The sequence below is a fragment of the Sphingopyxis bauzanensis genome (genome assembly GCF_002205675.1).
Taxonomy (GTDB): Bacteria; Pseudomonadota; Alphaproteobacteria; order Sphingomonadales; family Sphingomonadaceae; genus Sphingopyxis; species Sphingopyxis bauzanensis.
Window position 1 is genome coordinate 1,163,103 of record NZ_NISK01000001.1, and the last position, 18,908, is coordinate 1,182,010.

Below are 18,908 nucleotides of genomic sequence, written 5' to 3' on the forward strand. Positions count from 1 at the left end.
GTAAGCACGACAGCGGTTCCACCGACCGCAAAGCCGATGCCCGAGCACAACCAATTACAGCGAATTCCTCGCCGCGCCGTCCGACCGCCACGGCTCGTCGCGGAAATCTGGCTTTCGGCGCAGCGCTTTTCCGGCGCGGTTCGTTCGTCCATCACTATGATGAAAAATTTCGCCCTCACCCGCCCTGCCACGAGCGCGATTGCCGCGTTCTTGGTCCTGTCCACCCCCGCAGCTTTTGCGCAGGAAGCCCCGACGATCACGATGACCCCGCCGGTCGCGGCGCCGACCACCGAAGCACCGGCACCCCAAATCCCGCCGGCGGTCGCCGAACCGAGCGCACCCGCACCCATCGCCGCGCCGCAGAGCGCGCAGACCCCGACGCCGGCCCCCGTGATCCGCGTGCCGCTGGAGATCGCGCCGGTCGAAGCTACCCCCGCGCCCCGCGCGGCCGAGCGTGCAGAAACGCCCGCTCCGGCCCGCGCCGCACAGCGTACCCGTTCGGCTTCCGCAACACCGGTAGCCGCCGCTCCTGTCGCAGCCCCGGTTGCCGATAAAGCTCCTCCAGTTTCGGAACTGGCGGCGATCGCTGCGCCGATGGTAGCGCCCGCTGAGCCCGCCCTTGAAGCGACCCCGGCACCTGCCGAAGCCGCGACCGCAACGGGCGGCGAATTCCCGTGGGAGATCGCCGGTGGCGCGGCTGCCCTGCTAATCGTCGGCGGAGCCGGTCTGGCCTTTGCCCGCCGTCGCCGTCACGCCGCGGACGAAATTGCCTATGACGAGGTTGTCCACGACGCGCCTGTCCAGCGTTTCGAACCCACCGCTGCGAGGGCTCCGGTCGCCAGCGAAACCCAGGAGTGGGTGAGCCCGGCCTATGCACCCCGCGCGGCGGAAACTACCGCCCCGCGCACGACGCCCGCCTTCGCAGCCGCCCCTAGCGGCAGCATGGGACGTCATGAAGCAATGGCGATGGCCGGTCCGACGCCGGAAAACCCGTTCGCGACGCTCAACAAGCGCCTGAAGCGCGCGCGTTTCTTCGATCGTCAGGAGCGCATTGCCTATGACGAAACGCTTGGCGCGCAGAAGGACATGACGCGCAAGCCGGTCAGCGCGTGGGAAATCGCCCAGCGCCCTGCCCCGGCGATGCAGCAACAGGAAGTGCGCCGCCCCGAACCGGCCCGTGCGCGCACGGCCACCACGTTCCGTCCGGGCTATTCAAGCAACTGAGCGCCCAGACAATCTGGCGTGGTCTCCTGACCAAAAAAAGGGCGGTGCCTCGCGGCGCCGCCCTTTCTTTTTGTCAGAAGCCGGTCGGATGAACCGACCGGATCCGCAAACTGATTACTTCAGTTCAACGGTGCCGCCAGCGGCGAGGATCTTGGCCTTCAGCTCTTCAGCTTCTGCCTTGTTCACGCCTTCCTTGATGGCCTTCGGCGCACCTTCGACGAGTGCCTTGGCTTCGCCAAGACCCAGGCCGGTGATCGCACGGACTTCCTTAATCACGTTGATCTTGTTGCCGCCGTCACCCGTCAGGATGACGTCGAATTCGGTCTGCTCTTCAGCAGCCGGACCAGCAGCAGCAGCAGCCGGAGCAGCAGCAACAGCGGCGGCAGCCGAAACACCCCACTTTTCTTCGAGCATCTTCGACAGGTCAGCCGCTTCGAGGACGGTCAGTGCCGACAGTTCTTCAACGATCTTTGCAAGATCAGCCATGTTCATTCTCCATCAGAACCGGGATTTCCCGGCAGTAAGTTTCAATATTAGTTCGAAATCACGCTGCTTCTTTGGCGGCATATGCGCCAAAAACCCGCGCCAGTTGGCCAGCCGGGGCTGCGGCAATCTGCGCAACCTTGGTAGCCGGAGCCTGCACCAGACCAATGATCTTGGCGCGCAGCTCGTCGAGCGAGGGAAGCGAAGCCAGCGCTTTGACGCCATTCACGTCGAGCACCACGTCGCCCATGCCGCCGCCAACGATTTCAAGCTTGTCGTTGGTCTTGGCAAATTCCACCACGATCTTGGCCGCCGCGACCGGATCGGTCGAGGTTGCAAGCGCGGTGGGGCCGGTCAGCAGTTCGCCGATCCCGCCATAGGACGTGCCGTCGAGCGCGATTTTGGCAAGACGGTTCTTCGTGACGCGAAAGTCGGCTCCTGCATCGCGCATCTGCTGGCGCAGCACCGTCGACTGAGCGACGGTCATGCCGAGGTTGCGGACGACCACAACCGAGGCAGCTGATGCCAGCGTAGCGTTCAGCGAGGATACGGCTTCGGCCTTTTCCGTACGATCCATGCCTATACTCCACTCTGTGCCCGGATGCGCGGACGCCGAAACGCACGCGCCGCCGGGCGGCTAACACACGCAAAACCGGACGCGAGCCAAGGCTCACCCGTCTTTGCGCAACGATGTCCGAAGGGGTCGGTCAAGACGCGTCGCCTGACAGGCAGGCGGGCGACCGAAAAAGACTGTTCCCCGTCTCGGCTGGAAATTAAGCAGGGCAAATCCCCTGCACCAACTGTCTCGGACGGAATTGCCGCGGCCGGAGCCGTGGCAACACGGGGGCGCTGATAGCCGGAAACGATCGGAAGTCAAGGCGGAGCGCGGATAAAGTCACGGCAACGAGTCCAGGTTAACAAATGAACGGCTGGAGGAGCGAAGTGAGGAAGGTGGGGTTCCATCCGGCGACTTTGCGAGCAGTTTTGATGGATTTCTTGCCGCGCCCTGCGCGCACGATGTTGAAGGCGAGGCGTCGGACGAGCGCCATATTCTGGGCCCCGTAGCCGCGGCGGAGCCGTGACTGATCCTCCTTGAAGATGACATCAAGAACCCAGTGGAGACTTTCGATGCCCCAGTGCGCGCGGATTGCCTCGGCGGCGCGCTCAGGTGGAAGGACGGCGGATGAGATAAAATAGCGGGTTTCGCAGGTGGTTTTGCCGCGCCAGTGGGTTGAGGTGGTCGTCTTGACCAGGCTTTTAACGGCCGCGAACCGATATTCGCCGGGATAACGGCGATCGCTGCTCAGCCACTCGACGTCGTGGCTCACGACATAGGTCCGGACCTCGACGCGGCCATGATCCTTGTCGGTAATCTCGATCGTCTTAAGCCCGGTCGTGGCGGGATCGGCAAAATAACGGGCGACCTCGTCATGCAGAGTCGGCTGATTACGCTTGAGGGCCAGCACATAGTCACCACCGGCGCGGGTGATAGCATCAGCGACGGTCGGATTGGTGGCGATGGCATCGATCGTGATGAGGGCACCGTCCAGGGTGAGGCGCTCGAGGATCGCCAGAATGGCGGTGCATTCATTCTCCTTGGCATCGACCGCCTCCTGGCACAGCACGAGACGCTGGGTCGACGCCCAGGCCGAGACAAGATGGATCGGCTTGCCGCCGGTGGCGCTATCGCCGCTACGCCGCAAGGTTTTGCCATCCAGCGCGATCAGATCGGCTCCGCCAGGACGCAGGCTCATGACCCAGGAGGTGAAGCAGGCCTCGAACAAAGCCGGATCGATCCGGTTGATCACAACACGCAACCAGTCTTCTTTGGGCGTCCCGAAAAAATATTCCGAATAACCCTTGAGAAAGTCGAGATGATCATCGCCCCAAGCCGCAATCTCATCAAAGTCGTCGCAGCCCGCAATCGTCGCGCAGGTCACCAGAAAAAGCACCTCGCGCAGCGGGAATTTTACCTTCGCCGCTTCACGCGGATCCTTTACCGCCCCAAAATGATCGAGCAAAAGCGCAAGGCGATCCTTGATGAATATCTGTTCCATAAGCGTCCGGTCTGTTGTGAACCCGACACGCTATGAATCACGCCCGCACCTCCGCCGCTACAAAAACCTTCGCCGCGGCGTTAACCTGACCTCGTTGCCGTGCGGATAAAGTTGTCATGCAGTGCGCATCCAACACCTTGCAAAGTTCAATATAAGATATATCTTAGACGCATCGAGACTCACTTAAAGGAATGACCATGATTTTTTATGCGAAAATGGAAGGCCGCGGTTGCGGCGGGCGGCGGGCGATTCATCGCGGCGGCGGGCGCGGGTTTGGCCATGGCTTCGGACATGGCTTTGGCGGTCGACGCGGGGGCGGTGGCCGGGGCGAGCGCGGCGAGCGGCGGCGGATGTTCGACAGCGGCGAGCTGCGGCTGGTGCTGCTGAAACTGATCGCCGACGAACCGCGCCACGGATATGACCTGATCCGCCAGATTGAGGAGCTGACCGGCGGCGCCTATGCGCCAAGCCCCGGGGTGATCTATCCGACGCTGACCCTGCTCGACGACATGGGGCAGATCGAGGCGCAGCAGAGCGAGGGCGCGAAAAAGCTGTTCGCGATCACCGACGCCGGACGCGCCGAGCTGGAAGCCAATGCGGACGTTGTCGATGCCGCGATCGCGCGCCTGACCGCAGTCGGTGAAGAAACGCAGCGCACGGACTCGGCGTCGGTCCGCCGCGCGATGGGAAATTTGCGCCAGGTACTGATGGACCGGCTTGGCGACCGCGATCTCGACAAGGCGGCGCTGCACGACATTGTCGCGCTGATCGACGAGGCGGCGCAAAAGATCGAGCGGCTTTAATGACGGTCAGTGCCACCGCGACGGTGCCGACCGCTCATACGAGCAAGATTCTGCAACATCTGGGCAAGCATTGGCAGCATAATTTGCAGGTCGAGTTCACCCCCGACCACGGCACCGTGACCTTTCCGAAGGATGCGCGCGGGGCCGACTGACCGGGCGATGCCCTGGTGACCTTCGATGCCGGAGCCGACAGGCTGGAGGTCCGCATCGACGCCAGGGTCGGAGGGCAGCTCGAGGGACTGAAGGGCGCCGTCGCGCGCCACCTCGACCGCTCCGCGTTTCGCGAGGCGCCCCTGCCGTTGAACTGGCAGAAGGGGTGATCGTCGTCACGCCTTATCTTATCCTCATTGCGAGGAGCCGAAGGCGTCGCGGCAATCCAGCGCGTGCGTAAACCGCTCTAAATAGGTCAGCCTATGGCCGCCTTCGGCCCGCTCCGCTCGCAATGACGAGTGCGGTGATGCGTTCTTATCGTTCTTCAATAATATCGATTGACGGTAAGCATGCCTCGCTTTATATTGTTCTTCGATAAGCAATCTATCGGAGAACGATATGCCTACTGCCAACCCCACCCTGCTCCGCGCGACCCGCGGCTTGCTCTGGCTGACGCTGGGGCTGATCATCGCCGCAGCCCTTGTCGTTGCCGGGGTCGCGGTCGCGCTGGTCGTCGCCTGGCCCGAGGTGATGACCGAAATTCGTAGCACCCCCGAGTTCATCGACGCGACAACGATGCACTTTCCGCTGGGCGTGCTGATGCTGTTGCTCGTCGCGATCCTGACCGCAGCGGGCTATATCATCCGCCAGTTGCAGGCGCTGGTCGCCAGCGCGGCGCGTGATCCCTTTATCGTCGACAATGCGGCACGACTGCGCCGGATCGGCTGGGCGCTGGTCGCGGTCCAGTTGCTGGCCATCCCCCTGCACTGGACCGCCAGCAGCATCGCCAAGGCGGGCAGCGAGTTCAGCGAGATGGGCGGCCTTTCGATCAGCAGCCTGCTCGCGATCCTGCTCGCCTTTGTCCTGGCGGCGGTGTTCGAACAGGGCGCCGCGATGCGCGACGAGCTGGAAGGGACCGTGTGATGGCGATCGTCGTGAAACTGGATGACCTTTTGCACGCCAAGCGGATGACGCTGACCGACCTGTCCGACCGCATCGGAATCACGCTGGCCAATCTGTCGATCCTGAAAACCGGCAAGGCGAAGGCGATGCGCTTTTCGACGCTGGAAGCGATTTGCACCGAGCTGGAATGCCAGCCGGGCGACCTGTTGGTGTTCGAAACCGAACGCTGACCGCGCCGCCGGCCGGACCCTGACCCCGCTCCGCCCTCTGGCTGGAGCGGGGTTTTCTTTGTCGGTTTGACGCGGAACGCGAATCTGCAATGATGCGTTGGACCATTCGGCGGCTTTTCCAGCCGCCGTTTTCGCAACCGATAAAAGGATCATCCGTGACCGACCCCCAAGGCCTGCTTTGCCCGACCTGCCGCGTGAATTTGACGATGTCGGAGCGGCAGGGGATCGAAATCGATTATTGCCCCCAGTGCCGCGGCGTGTGGCTGGACCGCGGCGAGCTCGACAAGATTATCGAGCGCAGCGAAGCGGCGGCCGCCCCTGCCCCGCGTGCGTCGGCACCGCCGCCTCCGCCGCCGCAGCCCTATCAGCAGCAGCCGCAGTATCGCGAGCATGGCCATGACGACCGCTATTATGGCGGCAAGCCTTACAAGAAGAATTACAAGAAGAGCTTTTTGAGCGAGTTGTTTGACTGAGCTGAACGATCCGCCCTGTCGCGAAGCGATGGGGAGGTGGCAGCGCGAAGCGCTGACGGAGGGGCCTTAGCGGGAAGTCGCCGCCCCTCCACCATCGCCTACGGCGACGGTCCGCCTCCCTGTGGCTCCGCCACAGGGACGAACTTAGTCAGCCCACCACCGCATTCCGCCGGGCGTAGAGGAAATAGACCCCCAGCCCGACAACGTTCCACACCAGAAACCACAGCTGCGTCTGTGCCGGCAGGCTGAAGAAAAGATAGATACAGCCGAGCACCGCGATGGTGCCGATCAGCCACGGCATCGGGGCGCGGAAAGTGCGCGGGGCGTCGGGGGCGCGGACGCGCATGATCAGCATGCAGATCGACACCGCGGTGAATGCGGCGAGCGTTCCGGCATTGGCGAGCGCCGCGAGTTCGCCGAGCGGGATAAAGCCCGCGAGCACGGCGACGACGAGCGCGGTGAAGATAGTGATGCGCACCGGGGTACCGCGCGACGACAGGGTCGCGAGGCTGGCGGGCAGCAGGCCGTCGCGCGCCATGGTGAAGAAGATGCGGCTCTGGCCATAGAAGAAGGCGAGGATGACGGTCGGAAGCGCGATGATCGCCGACACCGCGAGATATTGCGCCGCCAGCGGGCTGCCGAGTTCGCGCAAGATCAGCGCCAGCGGTTCGGGGCTGTTGGCGAAGCGGGTGTACGCAATCGCACCGACCGCAGCGACCGCAACCGCGATATAGATGACGACGCAAACGAACATCGACCCGACAATACCGATCTTGAGATCGCGGTCGGGGTTTTTCGTTTCTTCCGCCGCCGTCGCAATGGCGTCGAAGCCGTAGAAGGCGAAAAAGATGATCGCCGCAGCGGCCATCACGCCGCGCTCGACCCCGTCCGGGCCCATATGCTTGGCAAAGCCATAAGGGCTAAAGGGTTCAAGATTGGCGGCGTTGAACGCGGGGAGCGCGACCGCGACAAAGATCACCAGCGCAATCACTTTCACGACGACGAGGATCGCGTTGAGCGTCGCGCTTTCGCGCGTGCCGACGAGCAACAGCCCCGCGACCACCGCGATGATCGCGATCGCCGGCAGGTTGACGATGCCGCCGAGTTCCGGCCCCTGCATCAGCGCCATCGGCACACCCGCCCATGCCTCCAGCAAGGGCGCGGCATAGCCCGACCAGCCGACCGCGACCGCGCTGACCACCAGCGAATATTCGAGGATGAGGCTCCACCCGACGACCCAGGCGATGAGTTCTCCAATCACGACATAGGAGTAGGTATAGGCGCTGCCCGACGCAGGGATCATTGTTGCCATTTCGGCATAGGCGAGCGCCGCGCAGGCGCAGATCAGGCCGGCAATACCGAACGCGAAGATTACGGCAGGGCCAGCCTTGTCAGCGCCGACGCCGATCAGCGTGAGAATGCCGGTGCCGACAATCGCCCCAACGCCGAGTGCGATCAGATGTGGCCAGCCGAGCGTGCGGGCGAGCCCATGCCCGTCCTGCGGTTCCGGAACGATCGGTTTACGGCGCAGCAGGCTGTCAGACATTGAGACCCCTCTCCTAAAGGAAAAAATTTTTCCTGCCTTTTAGGCCGGTGTGACATGAGCGCAAGATGCGCCGTGAAAATCGTGTGGAACGGCAGCTTCGGCGTAGGCAGCGGACGGTCCCATGAAGGTCGCTTGGCCAGCCACTACCCGACATTGCGGACGATCCAGCCCGCACGCAGCGCCAGCACCGCGGCCAGCGCAACGGCGAGTGCATAGGCTAGCGGCGGTGACCAGATGACGGCGCGCGCGCCGAGCAAAGCGCCGCCGACGAGCGCCGCCCACAGGCCGAGGTGGTGCAGCCAGCGCCGATCGCCTTCGCCGCGCACGGCATTGGCGATCTTTTGCCCCATCTGAACCAAAGTGCCGGTCATATAGGTAACCCCGATCACCGACCCGTCGCGGCCCGCGATGGCGGTGTTGGCAACGCCCATGGCGAGTGCAAGCGACAGGATGGCGCTCCAGCCCTCGCCCTCCAGCCGCAGCAAGGTGGCTATGGTCAGCAAGATGGTGACGCCGAGCAGCACTGCGGGTGTGCGCCGCCGCCCGGCGCCCGCGCCGACCAGCGATCCCGCCACCACCCCGGCGATGAACACCGCAATGATGATCGCGGCGACCAGCGCAGCGTGCTGCGCCTCGGCCAGCCCGACCGCGAGCCGGGTCGAATTACCGGTCATGAACGAGACGAAAAAGCCCGCCGATTCGACGAAGCCGATGGCATCGACAAACCCCGCTAGGATGGCGACCCCGACGGCGAGCAGTTGATGCGAGGGGTCGAAGCGGATCATGCGATCAGAGCAGCCGCTCGATGGCTTCGGCCAGCTTGGCATCGCGCTCCGACAGGCCGTCAGCGTCGTGCGTCGTCAGCAAGATGTCGACGCGGTTATAGACGTTCGACCATTCGGGGTGATGGTCCATTTTTTCGGCGATGATCGCGACGCTGGTCATGAAGCCGAACGCCTGGGCGAAGTCGTCGAAGGTGAAGCGGCGGGTGATCGCGTCGCGGGTGGGATCGTGCGTCCAGTCGCGGAAGCGGGTGAGCAGCGCGGTGCGGGCGTCGTCGTCGAGTTTCTGGACCATGTTTCTTCTCCCGCTGGTAAAGGCCGTGACGCCGCCATAAGGAAGGGCGCGATGACCGACAAGTCTGCCCTGCCAGCCGGATGGTCCGGAACCGCGCCCGATGCCGACGCGATGTTCGCGATGGCCGAGGTCGCGCTCGACACGATGCCCGCGGTGTTTCTGCCGCATCTTCAGGGCGTGGTGATTCTGATCGAAGAATTTGCCGACGACGAGGTGCTGAAATCGCTCGACATCGAACATCCCTATGACCTGACCGGGGTGTACGAAGGGCGGCCGCTGACCGAGCGCAGCATCGGTGAGAGCGGCGGGATGCCCGACCGGGTGACGCTGTACCGCATTCCCATACTGGTCGAATGGATCGAAACCGGTGAGCGGCTCGACCGGCTGGTGCGGCATGTGCTGATCCACGAGATCGGGCATCATTTCGGTTTTTCGGACGATGATATGCACACGCTCGAGGATATGGCGTGAGCGAGCTTTTGCGGCTTGATGGGGTGGCGTGCATCCGTGGCGACCGGCTGCTGTTCGAAAACCTGTCGCTGGCACTGGCGCCCGGCGACGCGCTGTGGCTGCGCGGGCCGAATGGCGCGGGCAAGTCGAGCCTGATCCGGCTGGCCGCGGGGCTGCTGCACGCCGCGGCGGGGACGGTGGAGCGCCGCGGGCGCTGCGCGCTGATCGACGAGGCCTCGGCGCTCGACGCCGAACTGCCGCTGCGCCGCGCGCTCGATTTCTGGGCGCGGGTCGATACCGTCGATGGCCATGCGGTCGACCGCGCGATGACGGCGATGGCGATGGCGCCGCTGAGCGAGGTGCCGGTGGCGATGCTGTCGACCGGGCAGCGCAAGCGCGCCGCGATGGTCCGCGTGATCGCGTCGGGAGCATCGATCTGGCTGCTCGACGAGCCCGCGAACGGGATGGACGATGCGGCGCAAGGTCGGCTGATGGCGGCGATTGCGGCGCACCGGACGAATGGCGGAGCGGTGTTGCTGGCGTCGCATTTTGCGTTGGGGATTGCCGATCTGGCGGAGCTGGACATGGGGGCGCTGGCATGATGCTCTGTCACTTCGTCATTGAGGGAGAAGCGCAGTGACTACCCTCCTCGCCCTGTTCTGGCGCGACCTGAAACGCGCGTGGGGCAGCGGGGCGTTGTGGTTGCCAGTGCTGTTCTTCCTGCTCGTCGCGACCGCCTTTCCATTCGCGGTGGGGCCCGACGCGCCGTTACTGCGGCGTGCGGGCGGCGGGATGGTTTGGGTCGCGGCGTTGCTGGCGGCGTTGCTGCCGATCGACCGGCTGGTGCGGCCCGACCGCGATGCCGGGGTGCTCGACCAGCTGGCGGTGCGCGGGATCGCCGACGAGGTGATCGCGGCGGTGAAGATTTTGGGTCACGCGATTGCGTTCGGGCTGCCACTGATGATCGCCTTGTTCCCGGCGGCGGCGTTGCTGGCGCAGGATGCGGCGCGGGTGGAGGTGCTGGCGACGGGGATTGCGATTGCGATCCCGGCGCTGGCGTCGCTGGCGGTGCTTAGCGCGGCGCTGACCGCGGGGTTGAAGGGCGGCAGCGCGATTGGCGGGCTGCTGGTGCTGCCGCTGGCGGTGCCGCTGCTGATCTTTGGCGCCGGGATGCTCGACCCGTCAGGGCGCGGGGCGATGAAATTGCTGGCCGCGACGAGTTTGCTGCTGACGATGATCGGGCCGTTTGCCGCGGGTGCGGCGATGCGCGGGCTCAGGGAATAGCCGCTTTATCGTTTCTCGAACCGCGTCAGGCCGGCGCCCAGTTCATTCGCGCCAATGGCCAGTGCTTCACCGCTCCAGTCGGCGACGAACACCGATTTGCGGTTTAATCCCAGCGGCAGGCTGGCGCGATTGCCCGCGATCGCCAGACCGCGCGACGGGTTCTTGCGTTCCTCGGCTGCGACGGCGATGAGCGCCGAATAATTTTCCTTGTTGCGCCCCTGCACGAACATGTTGTTCGCGATCTGGCCGACCGATCCCGACGGGAGGTCGATCATGTAATTGGTGCTGGTTCCCTGCGTGTCGTCGAAACTATTGTCGTTGATGTCGACCGTCATCGCGCGGGTTTTGAGATAGTGTCCGCCACTGCCCTTTTCGAACCGAGTCCGCGTCACGACGACCTTGCCGTAAACGCCAGTATAGACGCTGTGCGCGCAGCTGAGCCCACGGTCGCAGCGACCGAGGCGCGAGAAGGTCGAGCGGTCGATGGTCAGCGTTGCGCCCGGATCGTCGGCAGTCAAAATACCTTCTTCGCTGTTGCGGAACATCGCGTTCACGACATCGAGGTCGCTCGTTTCGAGCCGGATGCCAGCGCCATTGCCGTCGGGAACGCGCATGTTCTGGAACACCAGCCCGTCGATCCGCGCGCCCGCGCCGCGCAGTACCAGCGCGGCTTTGCCCTCGCAGGTGACGCCGTCGAAGATCGCCCGGCCGGGTTCGGCGGCGACAAAGGCGATGCGTCCCGCGGTCTGTACGGCACAGTCGCGGTGATAGCCGGGGGCTATGCGGATCGTTCCCTCGCCTTCACCGATCGCATCGACCGCGTCCTGAAGCCGTCCGAAGCTCTGGTCATCAATGCTGTAGGGCGCACCGGCAGTCTGCGCGGGCAGAGGTGCCGGGACGGCGAGGAGCGGCAGGGCGAACAGCGGCAACAGGGGCCGACGGAGCAGAGACTTTACCATGCAATCGTTATAGCGCGTTTCGCGCCGCCAGTCGTTCGCGAAGGCGGTTAACCGGCCGCCCGTCCCGTTGTCGGACAGACGCGTCCGATCAGGTTAATCCAGATTGGGCCGCAGCCAGCGCGTCGCGGTCTCCAGGTCAACGCCGCGGCGCCGCGCATAATCCTCCAGCTGGTCGCTGCCGATGCGCGCCACGCCGAAATACTGGCTTTCGGGGTGGCCGAAGTAAAAGCCGCTGACCGCCGCGGTCGGCAACATGGCAAAATTTTCGGTCAGCACCAGCCCGGCATTATCCCCTGCCGCGAGCAGATCGAACAGGATCGGTTTCAGGCTGTGATCGGGACAGGCGGGATAGCCCGGTGCCGGACGGATGCCGCGATATTCTTCCTTGATCAGCGCCTCGTTAGTCAGCTGCTCGCCGGGCGCATAGCCCCACAGTGTGGTGCGGACATGCTGGTGCAGCCGCTCGGCGAACGCCTCGGCGAACCTATCCGCCAGGGCTTTCAGCAGGATGTCGGAATAATCGTCCTTGTCGGCGCGGAAGCGCTCGGAATGCGGCTCGATACCATGGATGCCGACCGCGAAGCCGCCGATCCAGTCGCCCGCCGGATCGATGAAGTCGGCAAGGCACATATTAGCGCGGTCGCGGCTTTTCTTGATCTGCTGGCGCAGGAAGGGGAGCGTCACATGGCGCTCTTCTTCGACAATATGGAGCGTGACATCGTCACCGTCGCGCGCGCAGGGCCAGAAGGCGCAGACACCACGCGCGGTCAGCCATTTTTCGGCGATCAGCTGGTCGAGCATCGCGTCAGCGTCGGCCTTCAGCGCCCGCGCTGTCTCGCCGACGACCTCGTCGTCCATGATCGACGGCCAGGTGCCGTGCAATTCCCACGCACGAAAGAAGGGCGTCCAGTCGATGCAGTCGCGCAGATCGTCGAGAGACCAGTCGTCGAAGCGGTGCAGCCCGGGTTGCAGCGGCGGCGCGGGTTTGTCGCTGAGATAGGCGTCGTAATAATTCGCGCGCGCTTCTTCGAGGGTGTGGAGGACGCTCTGCCCCTTGCCCGCGCGCACGTCGCGGATATGGCCATAGTCGTCCTTGTAACCCTGCACATAGGCGTCGCGCCCGGTGTCGCTGACGAGCGCCGTCGCCACGCCTACGGCGCGGCTCGCGTCGAGGACGTGGAGCACCGGCCCCTGATAGGCCGGATCGATGCGCAGCGCGGTGTGGACCTTCGACGTCGTCGCGCCGCCGATCAGCAGCGGCATCGTCATCCCGGCGCGCTGCATTTCCTCGGCAACCGTCACCATCTCGTCGAGCGAGGGGGTGATCAGGCCGGAGAGGCCGATCATGTCGGCGTCATTCTCGTTCGCCGCCTCAAGGATTTTCGACCACGGCACCATGACGCCAAGGTCGACGATCTCGAAGCCATTACATTGCAGCACGACGCCGACGATATTCTTGCCGATGTCGTGAACGTCGCCCTTGACGGTCGCCATCACAACCTTGCCCTTGCCCTTCGCGCCCGGCTCTTTGGCGGCTTCGATAAAGGGCAGCAAATGCGCTACCGCCTTCTTCATCACGCGCGCTGATTTGACGACTTGCGGCAGGAACATCTTGCCCGATCCGAACAGGTCGCCGACGACGTTCATGCCGTCCATCAACGGCCCCTCGATCACCTCGATCGGGCGCGGCAACAGCTGGCGCATTTCTTCGGTGTCTTCGACGACATAGGCGTCGATGCCCTTGACCAGCGCATGTTCGAGCCGCTTGGCGACGTCCCAGCCGCGCCATTCCTCGGCGGCCTTTTCCTGCGCGGGGTTGCTGCCCTTATAGCGTTCGGCGAGCGCGATCAGACGTTCGGTCGGGCTTTCGGCCTCGCCGTCTTTCTTGCGGTTAAGCACGACATCCTCGCACACCTCGCGCAGTTCGGGGTCGATCGTGTCGTACACGTCGAGCTGTCCGGCGTTGACGATCGCCATATCGAGCCCGGCGGGGATCGCATGATAAAGGAAGACACTGTGCATCGCGCGGCGTACTGTCTCGTTGCCGCGAAAGCCGAACGACAGGTTCGACAGGCCGCCCGAGAAATGAACGTGCGGACAGCGAACGCGGATCACCTTTACCGCCTCGATGAAGTCGACCGCATAATTGTCATGCTCTTCCAGCCCCGTCGCGACCGCGAAGACGTTAGGATCGAAGATGATGTCCTCGGGGGGAAAGCCGATGGTCATCAGCAGTTTGTAGGCGCGCTCGCAAATTTCGATCTTGCGGTCCATCGTGTCGGCCTGCCCGACCTCGTCGAACGCCATGACGACCACCGCGGCGCCGTAAGCCCTGCATTTGCGGGCATGGTCGAGAAAAGCCTCTTCGCCTTCCTTCATGCTGATCGAATTGACGATCGGCTTGCCGGGGACGCATTTCAGCCCCGCCTCGATCACGCTCCATTTTGAGCTGTCGATCATCACCGGTACCCGTGCGATGTCGGGTTCGGCGGCGATGAGCTTCAGGAAGGTCGTCATCGCATATTCGGCGTCGAGCAGCCCCTCGTCCATGTTGACGTCAATCACCTGCGCACCATTCTCGACCTGCTGGCGCGCAACCTCGACCGCCGCGGCATAATCGTCGGCGAGAATCAGCTTCTTGAACGCTGCCGATCCGGTGACGTTGGTGCGCTCGCCGATATTGACGAAGTTGGTGGCGGAGGCGGTTGTCTCGGTCATGTCATGCTTTCGAGCCCCACCTTCAGGGGTGGGGTTGGGGTTGGGGTCGCAGGAGGGAGCGAGGCCGCTTGGCCCACCCCGCTGCGACTAGCCAGCAAGCTGGCAAGTCTCACTGCCCCTCCCCCGAAGGGGAGGGGATAAAGTCACGCCGCCATCGTGAATGGCTCCAGTCCCGCGAGCCGCGTCCGCACCGGCACTTGCGGAATCTGCCGCGCGGGCAAGCCCACCACCGCTCTTGCCATCGCCGCGATATGCGCGGGGGTCGAACCGCAGCAACCGCCGAGGATGTTGACCTGCCCATGCTCGGCCCATTCGCACACCAGCTCCGCTGTGGTGTCGGGCAGTTCGTCATATTCGCCGAGTTCATTGGGAAGGCCAGCGTTCGGATAGACCATCACCAGCGCATCGGCGATTTCGGAGAGAACCTTTACGTGCGGACGCAGCTGCGCCGCGCCGAACGAGCAGTTCAGCCCGATGGTCAGCGGCTTCGCGTGGCGTACCGCGTACCAGAACGCCTCGACCGTGTGCCCCGAAAGGTTGCGGCCCGACAGGTCGGTGAGCGTCATCGAAATCATCAGCGGCAGCTCGCGGCCGACCTTCGCCTCGGCCTCCAGCACCGCAGCGATCCCCGCCTTGGCATTGAGCGTATCGAAGATCGTCTCGATCAGAATGAAGTCCGCTCCGCCCTCGGCCAGCGCGACGACCTGTTCCAGATACACGTCCTTCAACTCGTCGAAATCGATCTCGCGGTATCCGGGATTGTTGACATCGGGCGACAGCGACAGCGTCTTGTTCGTCGGCCCTACCGCGCCCGCGATAAAGCGGCGGCGACCGTCCAGCGCCTCATACTTGTTGGCGGCTTCGCGCCCCAATCGCGCGCTTTCATGGTTGATGGCGGCGACGAGATGTTCGGCGCCATAGTCGGCCTGGCTGATCCGGTTGGCGCTGAAGGTGTTGGTCGACACGATGTCCGACCCCGCCGCCAGATAAGCTTCGCCGATCGCGGTGACCACGTCGGCGCGGGTCAGCGCAAGAATGTCGTTGTTGCCTTTCTGGTCGTGGGTCAGGCCAAGGTTTCCGGCATAGTCGGCCTCGACCAGCTTGCGATCCTGGATCTGCGTCCCCCAGCCGCCGTCGGTGAGCAGGATGCGCTCCTTCGCCGCCGCCACCAATGCTTCGCGTGCGCTTGTCATGCTGCCTGATCCTTCGCGGACGAAACCGGACGCAATCCCAGCAGATGACAGATGGCATAGCTGAGTTCGGCGCGGTTCAATGTGTAAAAATGGAAATCGCGTACCCCGCCCGCGTACAGGCGGCGGCACATTTCGGCGGCAATGGTCGCCGCCACCAGTTGGCGCGCGGCGGGATGATCGTCGAGGCCGTCGAACAGCGACACCATCCACGCCGGAATCGCGGTGCCGCACATGTCGGCGATACGGCGCGTCTGCGACACATTCGACACCGGCAGGATGCCCGGAATGATCGGCGCGTCGATCCCAGATGCGGCAGCCTTATCTCGGAAACGCAGAAAGCTGTCGGGCGAGAAAAAGAACTGCGTGATCGCGCGCGTTGCCCCGGCGTCGAGCTTACGCTTCAGATTGTCGAGATCGGCCTGCGGACAATCGGCGTCGGGGTGCGTTTCAGGATAGGCGGCGACCGAGATTTCAAACGGCGCAACTGCCTTCAATCCAGCGACCAGTTCGACGGCATTGGCATAGCCCTCCGGATGCGCGCTGTACGGCGCCCCGCCCGGCACATCGCCGCGCAGCGCCACAATGTGCCGCACTCCGGCCTCCCAATAGGCTTCCGCCACCTCGTTGATTTCCGCGCGCGATGCCTCGACGCAGGTCAGGTGGGCCGCGGGCGGTACGGCGCTTTCGGCGGCGATGCGCGCGACGGTCGCATGAGTGCGTTCGCGCGTCGAACCGCCGGCGCCATAGGTGACCGACACGAAACGCGGCGCCAGCGGTTCAAGCGTGCGGAACGTGTCCCACAACTGCGCTTCCATCTTTTCGGTCTTGGGCGGAAAAAATTCGAAGCTGACGCCGATGTCTCCGTCCAGATTGGCGAACAGCGGCGATGCCGCGGCGCGGCGCGCTTCCGCGAGCGAGTTCAAGTTCGACGTCATGCCGCAAGCCTTTTGCTTTGCCCGTCGCCATCATGGGCGACCGGCGGTTGATCTTCGTCGCTGCGACGGCGGCCGAGCCAGAGCTTGACGACCAGCTCGCCGCCTTCGAGCGTTTGGGTGTTTTCGAGCAGCAACCCGGCCGAAGCGAACCAGCCGCGGATCTGCGCGTCCGAAAAGCCGAGGCGTGCGTGCGCCGCCTGATCGCGCAGCGCCTCATCATCATGCGGCGCGAAATCGACGATCAGCAGATGTCCGCCGCCGCGCAGCACCCGGCTCGCTTCGGCAATCACCCGATCGGGCTCGTGCGCAAAGTGCAGCGCCTGATGGATGACGATGCTGTCGACGCTGGCGTCGCCGACCGGCAGGTTCAGGAAATCGCCCTGCACCAGATCGACCGGGACCGCCTGCCCCGCCAGCTTAGCGCGCGCGATGCGCAGCATTTCGGGGCTACGATCGAGCGCGGTGATCCGGCGCGCAGTCGGCGCGAATATTTCTGCCATCCGGCCGGTGCCCGTGCCGATGTCGAGCAGATGGCCCAAACGACGGTTGTGCATCATCGCCAGCATGGCCGCCTCGACCTCGCTTTCGGCGACGTGGCGCGAACGGATCGCGTCCCATTCGGCGGCATGTTCGGCAAAATAGCGTGCAGCCACCGCAGCGCGTTCGTCGCGCACCGCCGCCAGCCGCCGCGCGTCATGCGCGATGACGAGCGCCTCGCGCGTTGAAAACGGCCAGCTTTCGGCTTGGCCGATGATGTCGGCAATCGGTCCGTCCTTGGCGATCCGCAGGAACACCCAGCTCCCTTCGCGCCGCCGCTCGACAATCCCCGCTTCAACGAGGATACGGACATGGCGCGAGACGCGCGGCTGGCTCTGATCGAGTACGACCGCCAGTTCGCCGATCGCCAGTTCCATTTCGCGCAGCAGCGCAACGACTCGCAAGCGCGTCGGGTCAGCCAGGGCACGAAAGATGTCGATCAGCTCGCTCATGGTTACGCATATAAAGATTTCTTTATATGCGGTCAACCAGTGCCTGCTCCCCTATTTCAGCCACGTGGGGCCAGACCCGATAGGCTTTGCGCCCAAACATCCCGGCCCGCGAGAAAAAGGACGTTGCACGCCATTTGCCGAGCGACTATTTCTGCGCGTGATTGGCATATTCCGGGATCGATCTGTTCCTGTGCCGGTCGATCAGTTCAATCCGAGAGGGGTTTCCCAAATGAAAAAATCGATCACCATGTCGCTCGTCCTTGCCGCGTCGCTCGGCCTCGCCGCTTGCGGTGAAAAGGCTGCCGACGACGCAGCCGTCACCACCGAAGAGGCCGCAACTGTCGAGGGCGCTGCTGACGGCGCGATGGAAGCTGCCGAAGGCGCTGCTGACGCCGCAGCAACCGCTGACGCCGCTGCTGAAGGCGCAGCCGACGCCGCTGCTGCTGGCGACACTGCCGTTGCCGCCGACAAGGCGACCGAAGCTGCTGACGCCGCCAAGGAAGCTGCCGACGCTGCCAAGGGCGCGATGGAAGAAGCCAAGAAGTAAGCTTCTTACCGGCCGTTCGGTCGAAGGAACAAGGGGGTCGCCGGTTCGCCGACGGCCCCTTTTTCCTTTTGGGACATGCGAACCGCAGCGCGGTTGCCAAGCCCCTGATCCATCGCTAACCCTCTAAAGCCATGATCGGTCACTCGATCATTGCATTCGAAAGGAATTACCCATGCGCAAGATTCTCATCGCTTCGATGGCCGCTGCGGCCTTCAGCCTCACTGCCTGCTCGGAAAAGACCCAGGACGCTGCGGGCGAAACCGCTGACTCGATGGCTGACGATGCTGCCGCCACCGGCGACGCAATGGCAGAAGGCGCAGCCGACGCTGCCGACGCCACTGCCGAAGCGACTGCCGACGCCGGCAATGCCGTCGAAGGCACGGTGAATGCTGCCGGCGACGCCGTCGATGCGGCTGGCGACAAGATTGAAGAAGAAACTGCCAAGGCCGAAGCCAACGACAAGTAAGTCGTTGGCGCGCGTCTGAGCGTGCGACTATGGAAAGGGCTCCATCCTTGGCGGATGGAGCCCTTTTTCGTAGGAGACCGGATCATGGACAGCCGCAAACTCAATATCGCGCTGACCGCTGCGGCGGCGCTCATGCTGGTCGCGGGGTGCAGCCGCACCGATAACGAACCCGGTCCCGGCGGGGTTACGGTCAGCGAGGCGAAGGCGCTCGACGATGCTGCCGAAATGCTCGAAAGCCGCGACAACCTGCCCGCAGACACCACAGCCACCGAACGCGCGAAGGCGAACAAATAACGCCTTCCCCTTGATGCACGGCGGCGTTAACCTGCCCGGGCCTCGCGACTGGCGCTAAAGATGGGTATCCATCAGGGAACGAGGCTGGCCAAACGGCCATGTCGAGCCGCGCGCCTGGGTGATCCAT

At 64.2% G+C, this 18,908-nt stretch carries 22 protein-coding genes, 1 pseudogene and 1 riboswitch; of the genes and pseudogenes, 12 read left to right on the forward strand and 11 right to left on the reverse strand.

The window, feature by feature from the left end; translation table 11 throughout:
* The first annotated feature begins 156 nt into the window (after positions 1 to 156).
* Positions 157 to 1,224 carry a hypothetical protein gene (locus CDQ92_RS05645; RefSeq protein WP_088440330.1) on the forward strand — a complete coding sequence of 356 codons (1,068 nt, stop codon included), beginning with the start codon at positions 157 to 159 and terminating at the stop codon, positions 1,222 to 1,224.
* 114 nt (positions 1,225 to 1,338) lie between these two features.
* Here the strand turns inward: CDQ92_RS05645 and rplL are convergent, their stop codons facing one another.
* The 3 genes from rplL to CDQ92_RS05660 all read right to left on the reverse strand — a co-directional run bounded on the left by rplL (position 1,339) and on the right by CDQ92_RS05660 (position 3,764).
* Entirely contained in the window at positions 1,339 to 1,710 is a 372-nt protein-coding gene (gene rplL, locus CDQ92_RS05650) for a 50S ribosomal protein L7/L12 (protein ID WP_088440606.1), read from the reverse strand.
* Positions 1,711 to 1,768: 58 nt separating this feature from the next.
* Entirely contained in the window at positions 1,769 to 2,284 is a 516-nt protein-coding gene (gene rplJ, locus CDQ92_RS05655) for a 50S ribosomal protein L10 (protein ID WP_088440331.1), read from the reverse strand.
* Between the two features lie 337 nt (positions 2,285 to 2,621).
* The gene (locus tag CDQ92_RS05660; protein WP_088440332.1) at positions 2,622 to 3,764 is read right to left on the reverse strand and encodes an ISAs1 family transposase; all 1,143 of its coding nucleotides are present in this window, start codon (positions 3,762 to 3,764) and stop codon (positions 2,622 to 2,624) included.
* 197 nt (positions 3,765 to 3,961) lie between these two features.
* On the opposite strand from CDQ92_RS05660, the gene CDQ92_RS05665 reads away from it, so the two are divergent.
* From CDQ92_RS05665 to CDQ92_RS05685, 5 genes and pseudogenes are all read left to right on the forward strand, one after another.
* Complete coding sequence (locus tag CDQ92_RS05665; protein ID WP_229667270.1) at positions 3,962 to 4,567, forward strand: PadR family transcriptional regulator; 606 nt, start codon at positions 3,962 to 3,964, stop codon at positions 4,565 to 4,567.
* Positions 4,567 to 4,887 (forward strand): annotated as a pseudogene (locus CDQ92_RS05670) (DUF2218 domain-containing protein). The gene CDQ92_RS05665 and the pseudogene CDQ92_RS05670 overlap by 1 nt, the downstream one beginning before the upstream one ends.
* 229 nt (positions 4,888 to 5,116) lie before the next feature.
* Positions 5,117 to 5,641 carry a DUF2975 domain-containing protein gene (locus CDQ92_RS05675; protein ID WP_088440333.1) on the forward strand — a complete coding sequence of 175 codons (525 nt, stop codon included), beginning with the start codon at positions 5,117 to 5,119 and terminating at the stop codon, positions 5,639 to 5,641.
* On the forward strand, positions 5,641 to 5,850 hold the full coding sequence (locus tag CDQ92_RS05680; protein ID WP_088440334.1) for a helix-turn-helix domain-containing protein: 210 nt from the start codon (positions 5,641 to 5,643) through the stop codon (positions 5,848 to 5,850). The genes CDQ92_RS05675 and CDQ92_RS05680 overlap by 1 nt, the downstream gene beginning before the upstream one ends.
* Before the next feature lie 206 nt (positions 5,851 to 6,056).
* Complete coding sequence (locus tag CDQ92_RS05685; protein WP_229667282.1) at positions 6,057 to 6,323, forward strand: TFIIB-type zinc ribbon-containing protein; 267 nt, start codon at positions 6,057 to 6,059, stop codon at positions 6,321 to 6,323.
* A gap of 148 nt (positions 6,324 to 6,471) precedes the next feature.
* Here CDQ92_RS05685 and CDQ92_RS05690 read toward each other — a convergent pair whose 3' ends face one another.
* The 3 genes from CDQ92_RS05690 to CDQ92_RS05700 all read right to left on the reverse strand — a co-directional run bounded on the left by CDQ92_RS05690 (position 6,472) and on the right by CDQ92_RS05700 (position 8,946).
* The gene (locus CDQ92_RS05690) at positions 6,472 to 7,869 is read right to left on the reverse strand and encodes an amino acid permease (RefSeq protein WP_088440335.1); all 1,398 of its coding nucleotides are present in this window, start codon (positions 7,867 to 7,869) and stop codon (positions 6,472 to 6,474) included.
* Between the two features lie 143 nt (positions 7,870 to 8,012).
* Positions 8,013 to 8,654, reverse strand: a complete 642-nt coding sequence (locus CDQ92_RS05695; protein ID WP_088440336.1) for a YoaK family protein — start codon at positions 8,652 to 8,654, stop codon at positions 8,013 to 8,015.
* 4 nt (positions 8,655 to 8,658) lie between these two features.
* Positions 8,659 to 8,946, reverse strand: coding sequence for a 4a-hydroxytetrahydrobiopterin dehydratase (locus CDQ92_RS05700; RefSeq protein WP_088440337.1), 288 nt, complete (start codon positions 8,944 to 8,946; stop codon positions 8,659 to 8,661).
* A 51-nt stretch (positions 8,947 to 8,997) separates the two neighbouring features.
* Between CDQ92_RS05700 and CDQ92_RS05705 the strand changes: the two genes are divergently transcribed.
* From CDQ92_RS05705 to CDQ92_RS05715, 3 genes are read left to right on the forward strand one after another with little or no spacing between them, the layout of a single operon-like run.
* Positions 8,998 to 9,417: a metallopeptidase family protein gene (locus CDQ92_RS05705; protein WP_088440338.1), complete on the forward strand. Its 420-nt coding sequence runs from the start codon at positions 8,998 to 9,000 to the stop codon at positions 9,415 to 9,417.
* On the forward strand, positions 9,414 to 9,998 hold the full coding sequence (gene ccmA / locus CDQ92_RS05710; RefSeq protein ID WP_088440339.1) for a heme ABC exporter ATP-binding protein CcmA: 585 nt from the start codon (positions 9,414 to 9,416) through the stop codon (positions 9,996 to 9,998). The genes CDQ92_RS05705 and ccmA overlap by 4 nt, the downstream gene beginning before the upstream one ends.
* Before the next feature lie 34 nt (positions 9,999 to 10,032).
* A complete protein-coding gene (locus CDQ92_RS05715) occupies positions 10,033 to 10,680 on the forward strand; it encodes a heme exporter protein CcmB (protein WP_088440340.1) in 648 nt (215 codons plus the stop codon).
* A gap of 5 nt (positions 10,681 to 10,685) precedes the next feature.
* Here CDQ92_RS05715 and CDQ92_RS05720 read toward each other — a convergent pair whose 3' ends face one another.
* The 5 genes from CDQ92_RS05720 to CDQ92_RS05740 form a co-directional block, all read right to left on the reverse strand.
* A complete protein-coding gene (locus CDQ92_RS05720) occupies positions 10,686 to 11,609 on the reverse strand; it encodes a right-handed parallel beta-helix repeat-containing protein (RefSeq protein ID WP_308423604.1) in 924 nt (307 codons plus the stop codon).
* Between the two features lie 123 nt (positions 11,610 to 11,732).
* A complete protein-coding gene (metH, locus tag CDQ92_RS05725) occupies positions 11,733 to 14,357 on the reverse strand; it encodes a methionine synthase (RefSeq protein WP_088440342.1) in 2,625 nt (874 codons plus the stop codon).
* A gap of 143 nt (positions 14,358 to 14,500) precedes the next feature.
* Complete coding sequence (locus CDQ92_RS05730; RefSeq protein ID WP_088440343.1) at positions 14,501 to 15,550, reverse strand: homocysteine S-methyltransferase family protein; 1,050 nt, start codon at positions 15,548 to 15,550, stop codon at positions 14,501 to 14,503.
* Positions 15,547 to 16,485 carry a methylenetetrahydrofolate reductase gene (gene metF / locus CDQ92_RS05735; RefSeq protein ID WP_088440344.1) on the reverse strand — a complete coding sequence of 313 codons (939 nt, stop codon included), beginning with the start codon at positions 16,483 to 16,485 and terminating at the stop codon, positions 15,547 to 15,549. The genes CDQ92_RS05730 and metF overlap by 4 nt, the downstream gene beginning before the upstream one ends.
* The gene (locus CDQ92_RS05740) at positions 16,482 to 17,474 is read right to left on the reverse strand and encodes an ArsR/SmtB family transcription factor (RefSeq protein ID WP_088440345.1); all 993 of its coding nucleotides are present in this window, start codon (positions 17,472 to 17,474) and stop codon (positions 16,482 to 16,484) included. The genes metF and CDQ92_RS05740 overlap by 4 nt, the downstream gene beginning before the upstream one ends.
* Positions 17,475 to 17,703: 229 nt before the next feature.
* On the opposite strand from CDQ92_RS05740, the gene CDQ92_RS05745 reads away from it, so the two are divergent.
* From CDQ92_RS05745 to CDQ92_RS05755, 3 genes are all read left to right on the forward strand, one after another.
* On the forward strand, positions 17,704 to 18,021 hold the full coding sequence (locus CDQ92_RS05745; protein ID WP_088440346.1) for a hypothetical protein: 318 nt from the start codon (positions 17,704 to 17,706) through the stop codon (positions 18,019 to 18,021).
* A gap of 172 nt (positions 18,022 to 18,193) precedes the next feature.
* Entirely contained in the window at positions 18,194 to 18,487 is a 294-nt protein-coding gene (locus tag CDQ92_RS05750; protein WP_088440347.1) for an entericidin EcnAB, read from the forward strand.
* Positions 18,488 to 18,571: 84 nt separating this feature from the next.
* Positions 18,572 to 18,781, forward strand: a complete 210-nt coding sequence (locus tag CDQ92_RS05755) for a hypothetical protein (protein WP_088440609.1) — start codon at positions 18,572 to 18,574, stop codon at positions 18,779 to 18,781.
* A gap of 34 nt (positions 18,782 to 18,815) precedes the next feature.
* Positions 18,816 to 18,908, forward strand: a riboswitch (ZMP/ZTP riboswitch).

What these genes read in the sequence shown, in the direction of transcription:
- CDQ92_RS05645 (WP_088440330.1), top strand. Translation starts at nt 157, where the DNA reads ATGATGAAAAATTTCGCCCTCACCCGCCCTGCCACGAGCGCGATTGCC.
- rplL (WP_088440606.1), bottom strand. Translation starts at nt 1,710, where the DNA reads ATGGCTGATCTTGCAAAGATCGTTGAAGAACTGTCGGCACTGACCGTC.
- rplJ (WP_088440331.1), bottom strand. Translation starts at nt 2,284, where the DNA reads ATGGATCGTACGGAAAAGGCCGAAGCCGTATCCTCGCTGAACGCTACG.
- CDQ92_RS05660 (WP_088440332.1), bottom strand. Translation starts at nt 3,764, where the DNA reads ATGGAACAGATATTCATCAAGGATCGCCTTGCGCTTTTGCTCGATCAT.
- CDQ92_RS05665 (WP_229667270.1), top strand. Translation starts at nt 3,962, where the DNA reads ATGATTTTTTATGCGAAAATGGAAGGCCGCGGTTGCGGCGGGCGGCGG.
- CDQ92_RS05675 (WP_088440333.1), top strand. Translation starts at nt 5,117, where the DNA reads ATGCCTACTGCCAACCCCACCCTGCTCCGCGCGACCCGCGGCTTGCTC.
- CDQ92_RS05680 (WP_088440334.1), top strand. Translation starts at nt 5,641, where the DNA reads ATGGCGATCGTCGTGAAACTGGATGACCTTTTGCACGCCAAGCGGATG.
- CDQ92_RS05685 (WP_229667282.1), top strand. Translation starts at nt 6,057, where the DNA reads ATGTCGGAGCGGCAGGGGATCGAAATCGATTATTGCCCCCAGTGCCGC.
- CDQ92_RS05690 (WP_088440335.1), bottom strand. Translation starts at nt 7,869, where the DNA reads ATGTCTGACAGCCTGCTGCGCCGTAAACCGATCGTTCCGGAACCGCAG.
- CDQ92_RS05695 (WP_088440336.1), bottom strand. Translation starts at nt 8,654, where the DNA reads ATGATCCGCTTCGACCCCTCGCATCAACTGCTCGCCGTCGGGGTCGCC.
- CDQ92_RS05700 (WP_088440337.1), bottom strand. Translation starts at nt 8,946, where the DNA reads ATGGTCCAGAAACTCGACGACGACGCCCGCACCGCGCTGCTCACCCGC.
- CDQ92_RS05705 (WP_088440338.1), top strand. Translation starts at nt 8,998, where the DNA reads ATGACCGACAAGTCTGCCCTGCCAGCCGGATGGTCCGGAACCGCGCCC.
- metH (WP_088440342.1), bottom strand. Translation starts at nt 14,357, where the DNA reads ATGACCGAGACAACCGCCTCCGCCACCAACTTCGTCAATATCGGCGAG.
- CDQ92_RS05730 (WP_088440343.1), bottom strand. Translation starts at nt 15,550, where the DNA reads ATGACAAGCGCACGCGAAGCATTGGTGGCGGCGGCGAAGGAGCGCATC.
- metF (WP_088440344.1), bottom strand. Translation starts at nt 16,485, where the DNA reads ATGACGTCGAACTTGAACTCGCTCGCGGAAGCGCGCCGCGCCGCGGCA.
- CDQ92_RS05740 (WP_088440345.1), bottom strand. Translation starts at nt 17,474, where the DNA reads ATGAGCGAGCTGATCGACATCTTTCGTGCCCTGGCTGACCCGACGCGC.
- CDQ92_RS05745 (WP_088440346.1), top strand. Translation starts at nt 17,704, where the DNA reads ATGAAAAAATCGATCACCATGTCGCTCGTCCTTGCCGCGTCGCTCGGC.
- CDQ92_RS05750 (WP_088440347.1), top strand. Translation starts at nt 18,194, where the DNA reads ATGCGCAAGATTCTCATCGCTTCGATGGCCGCTGCGGCCTTCAGCCTC.
- CDQ92_RS05755 (WP_088440609.1), top strand. Translation starts at nt 18,572, where the DNA reads ATGGACAGCCGCAAACTCAATATCGCGCTGACCGCTGCGGCGGCGCTC.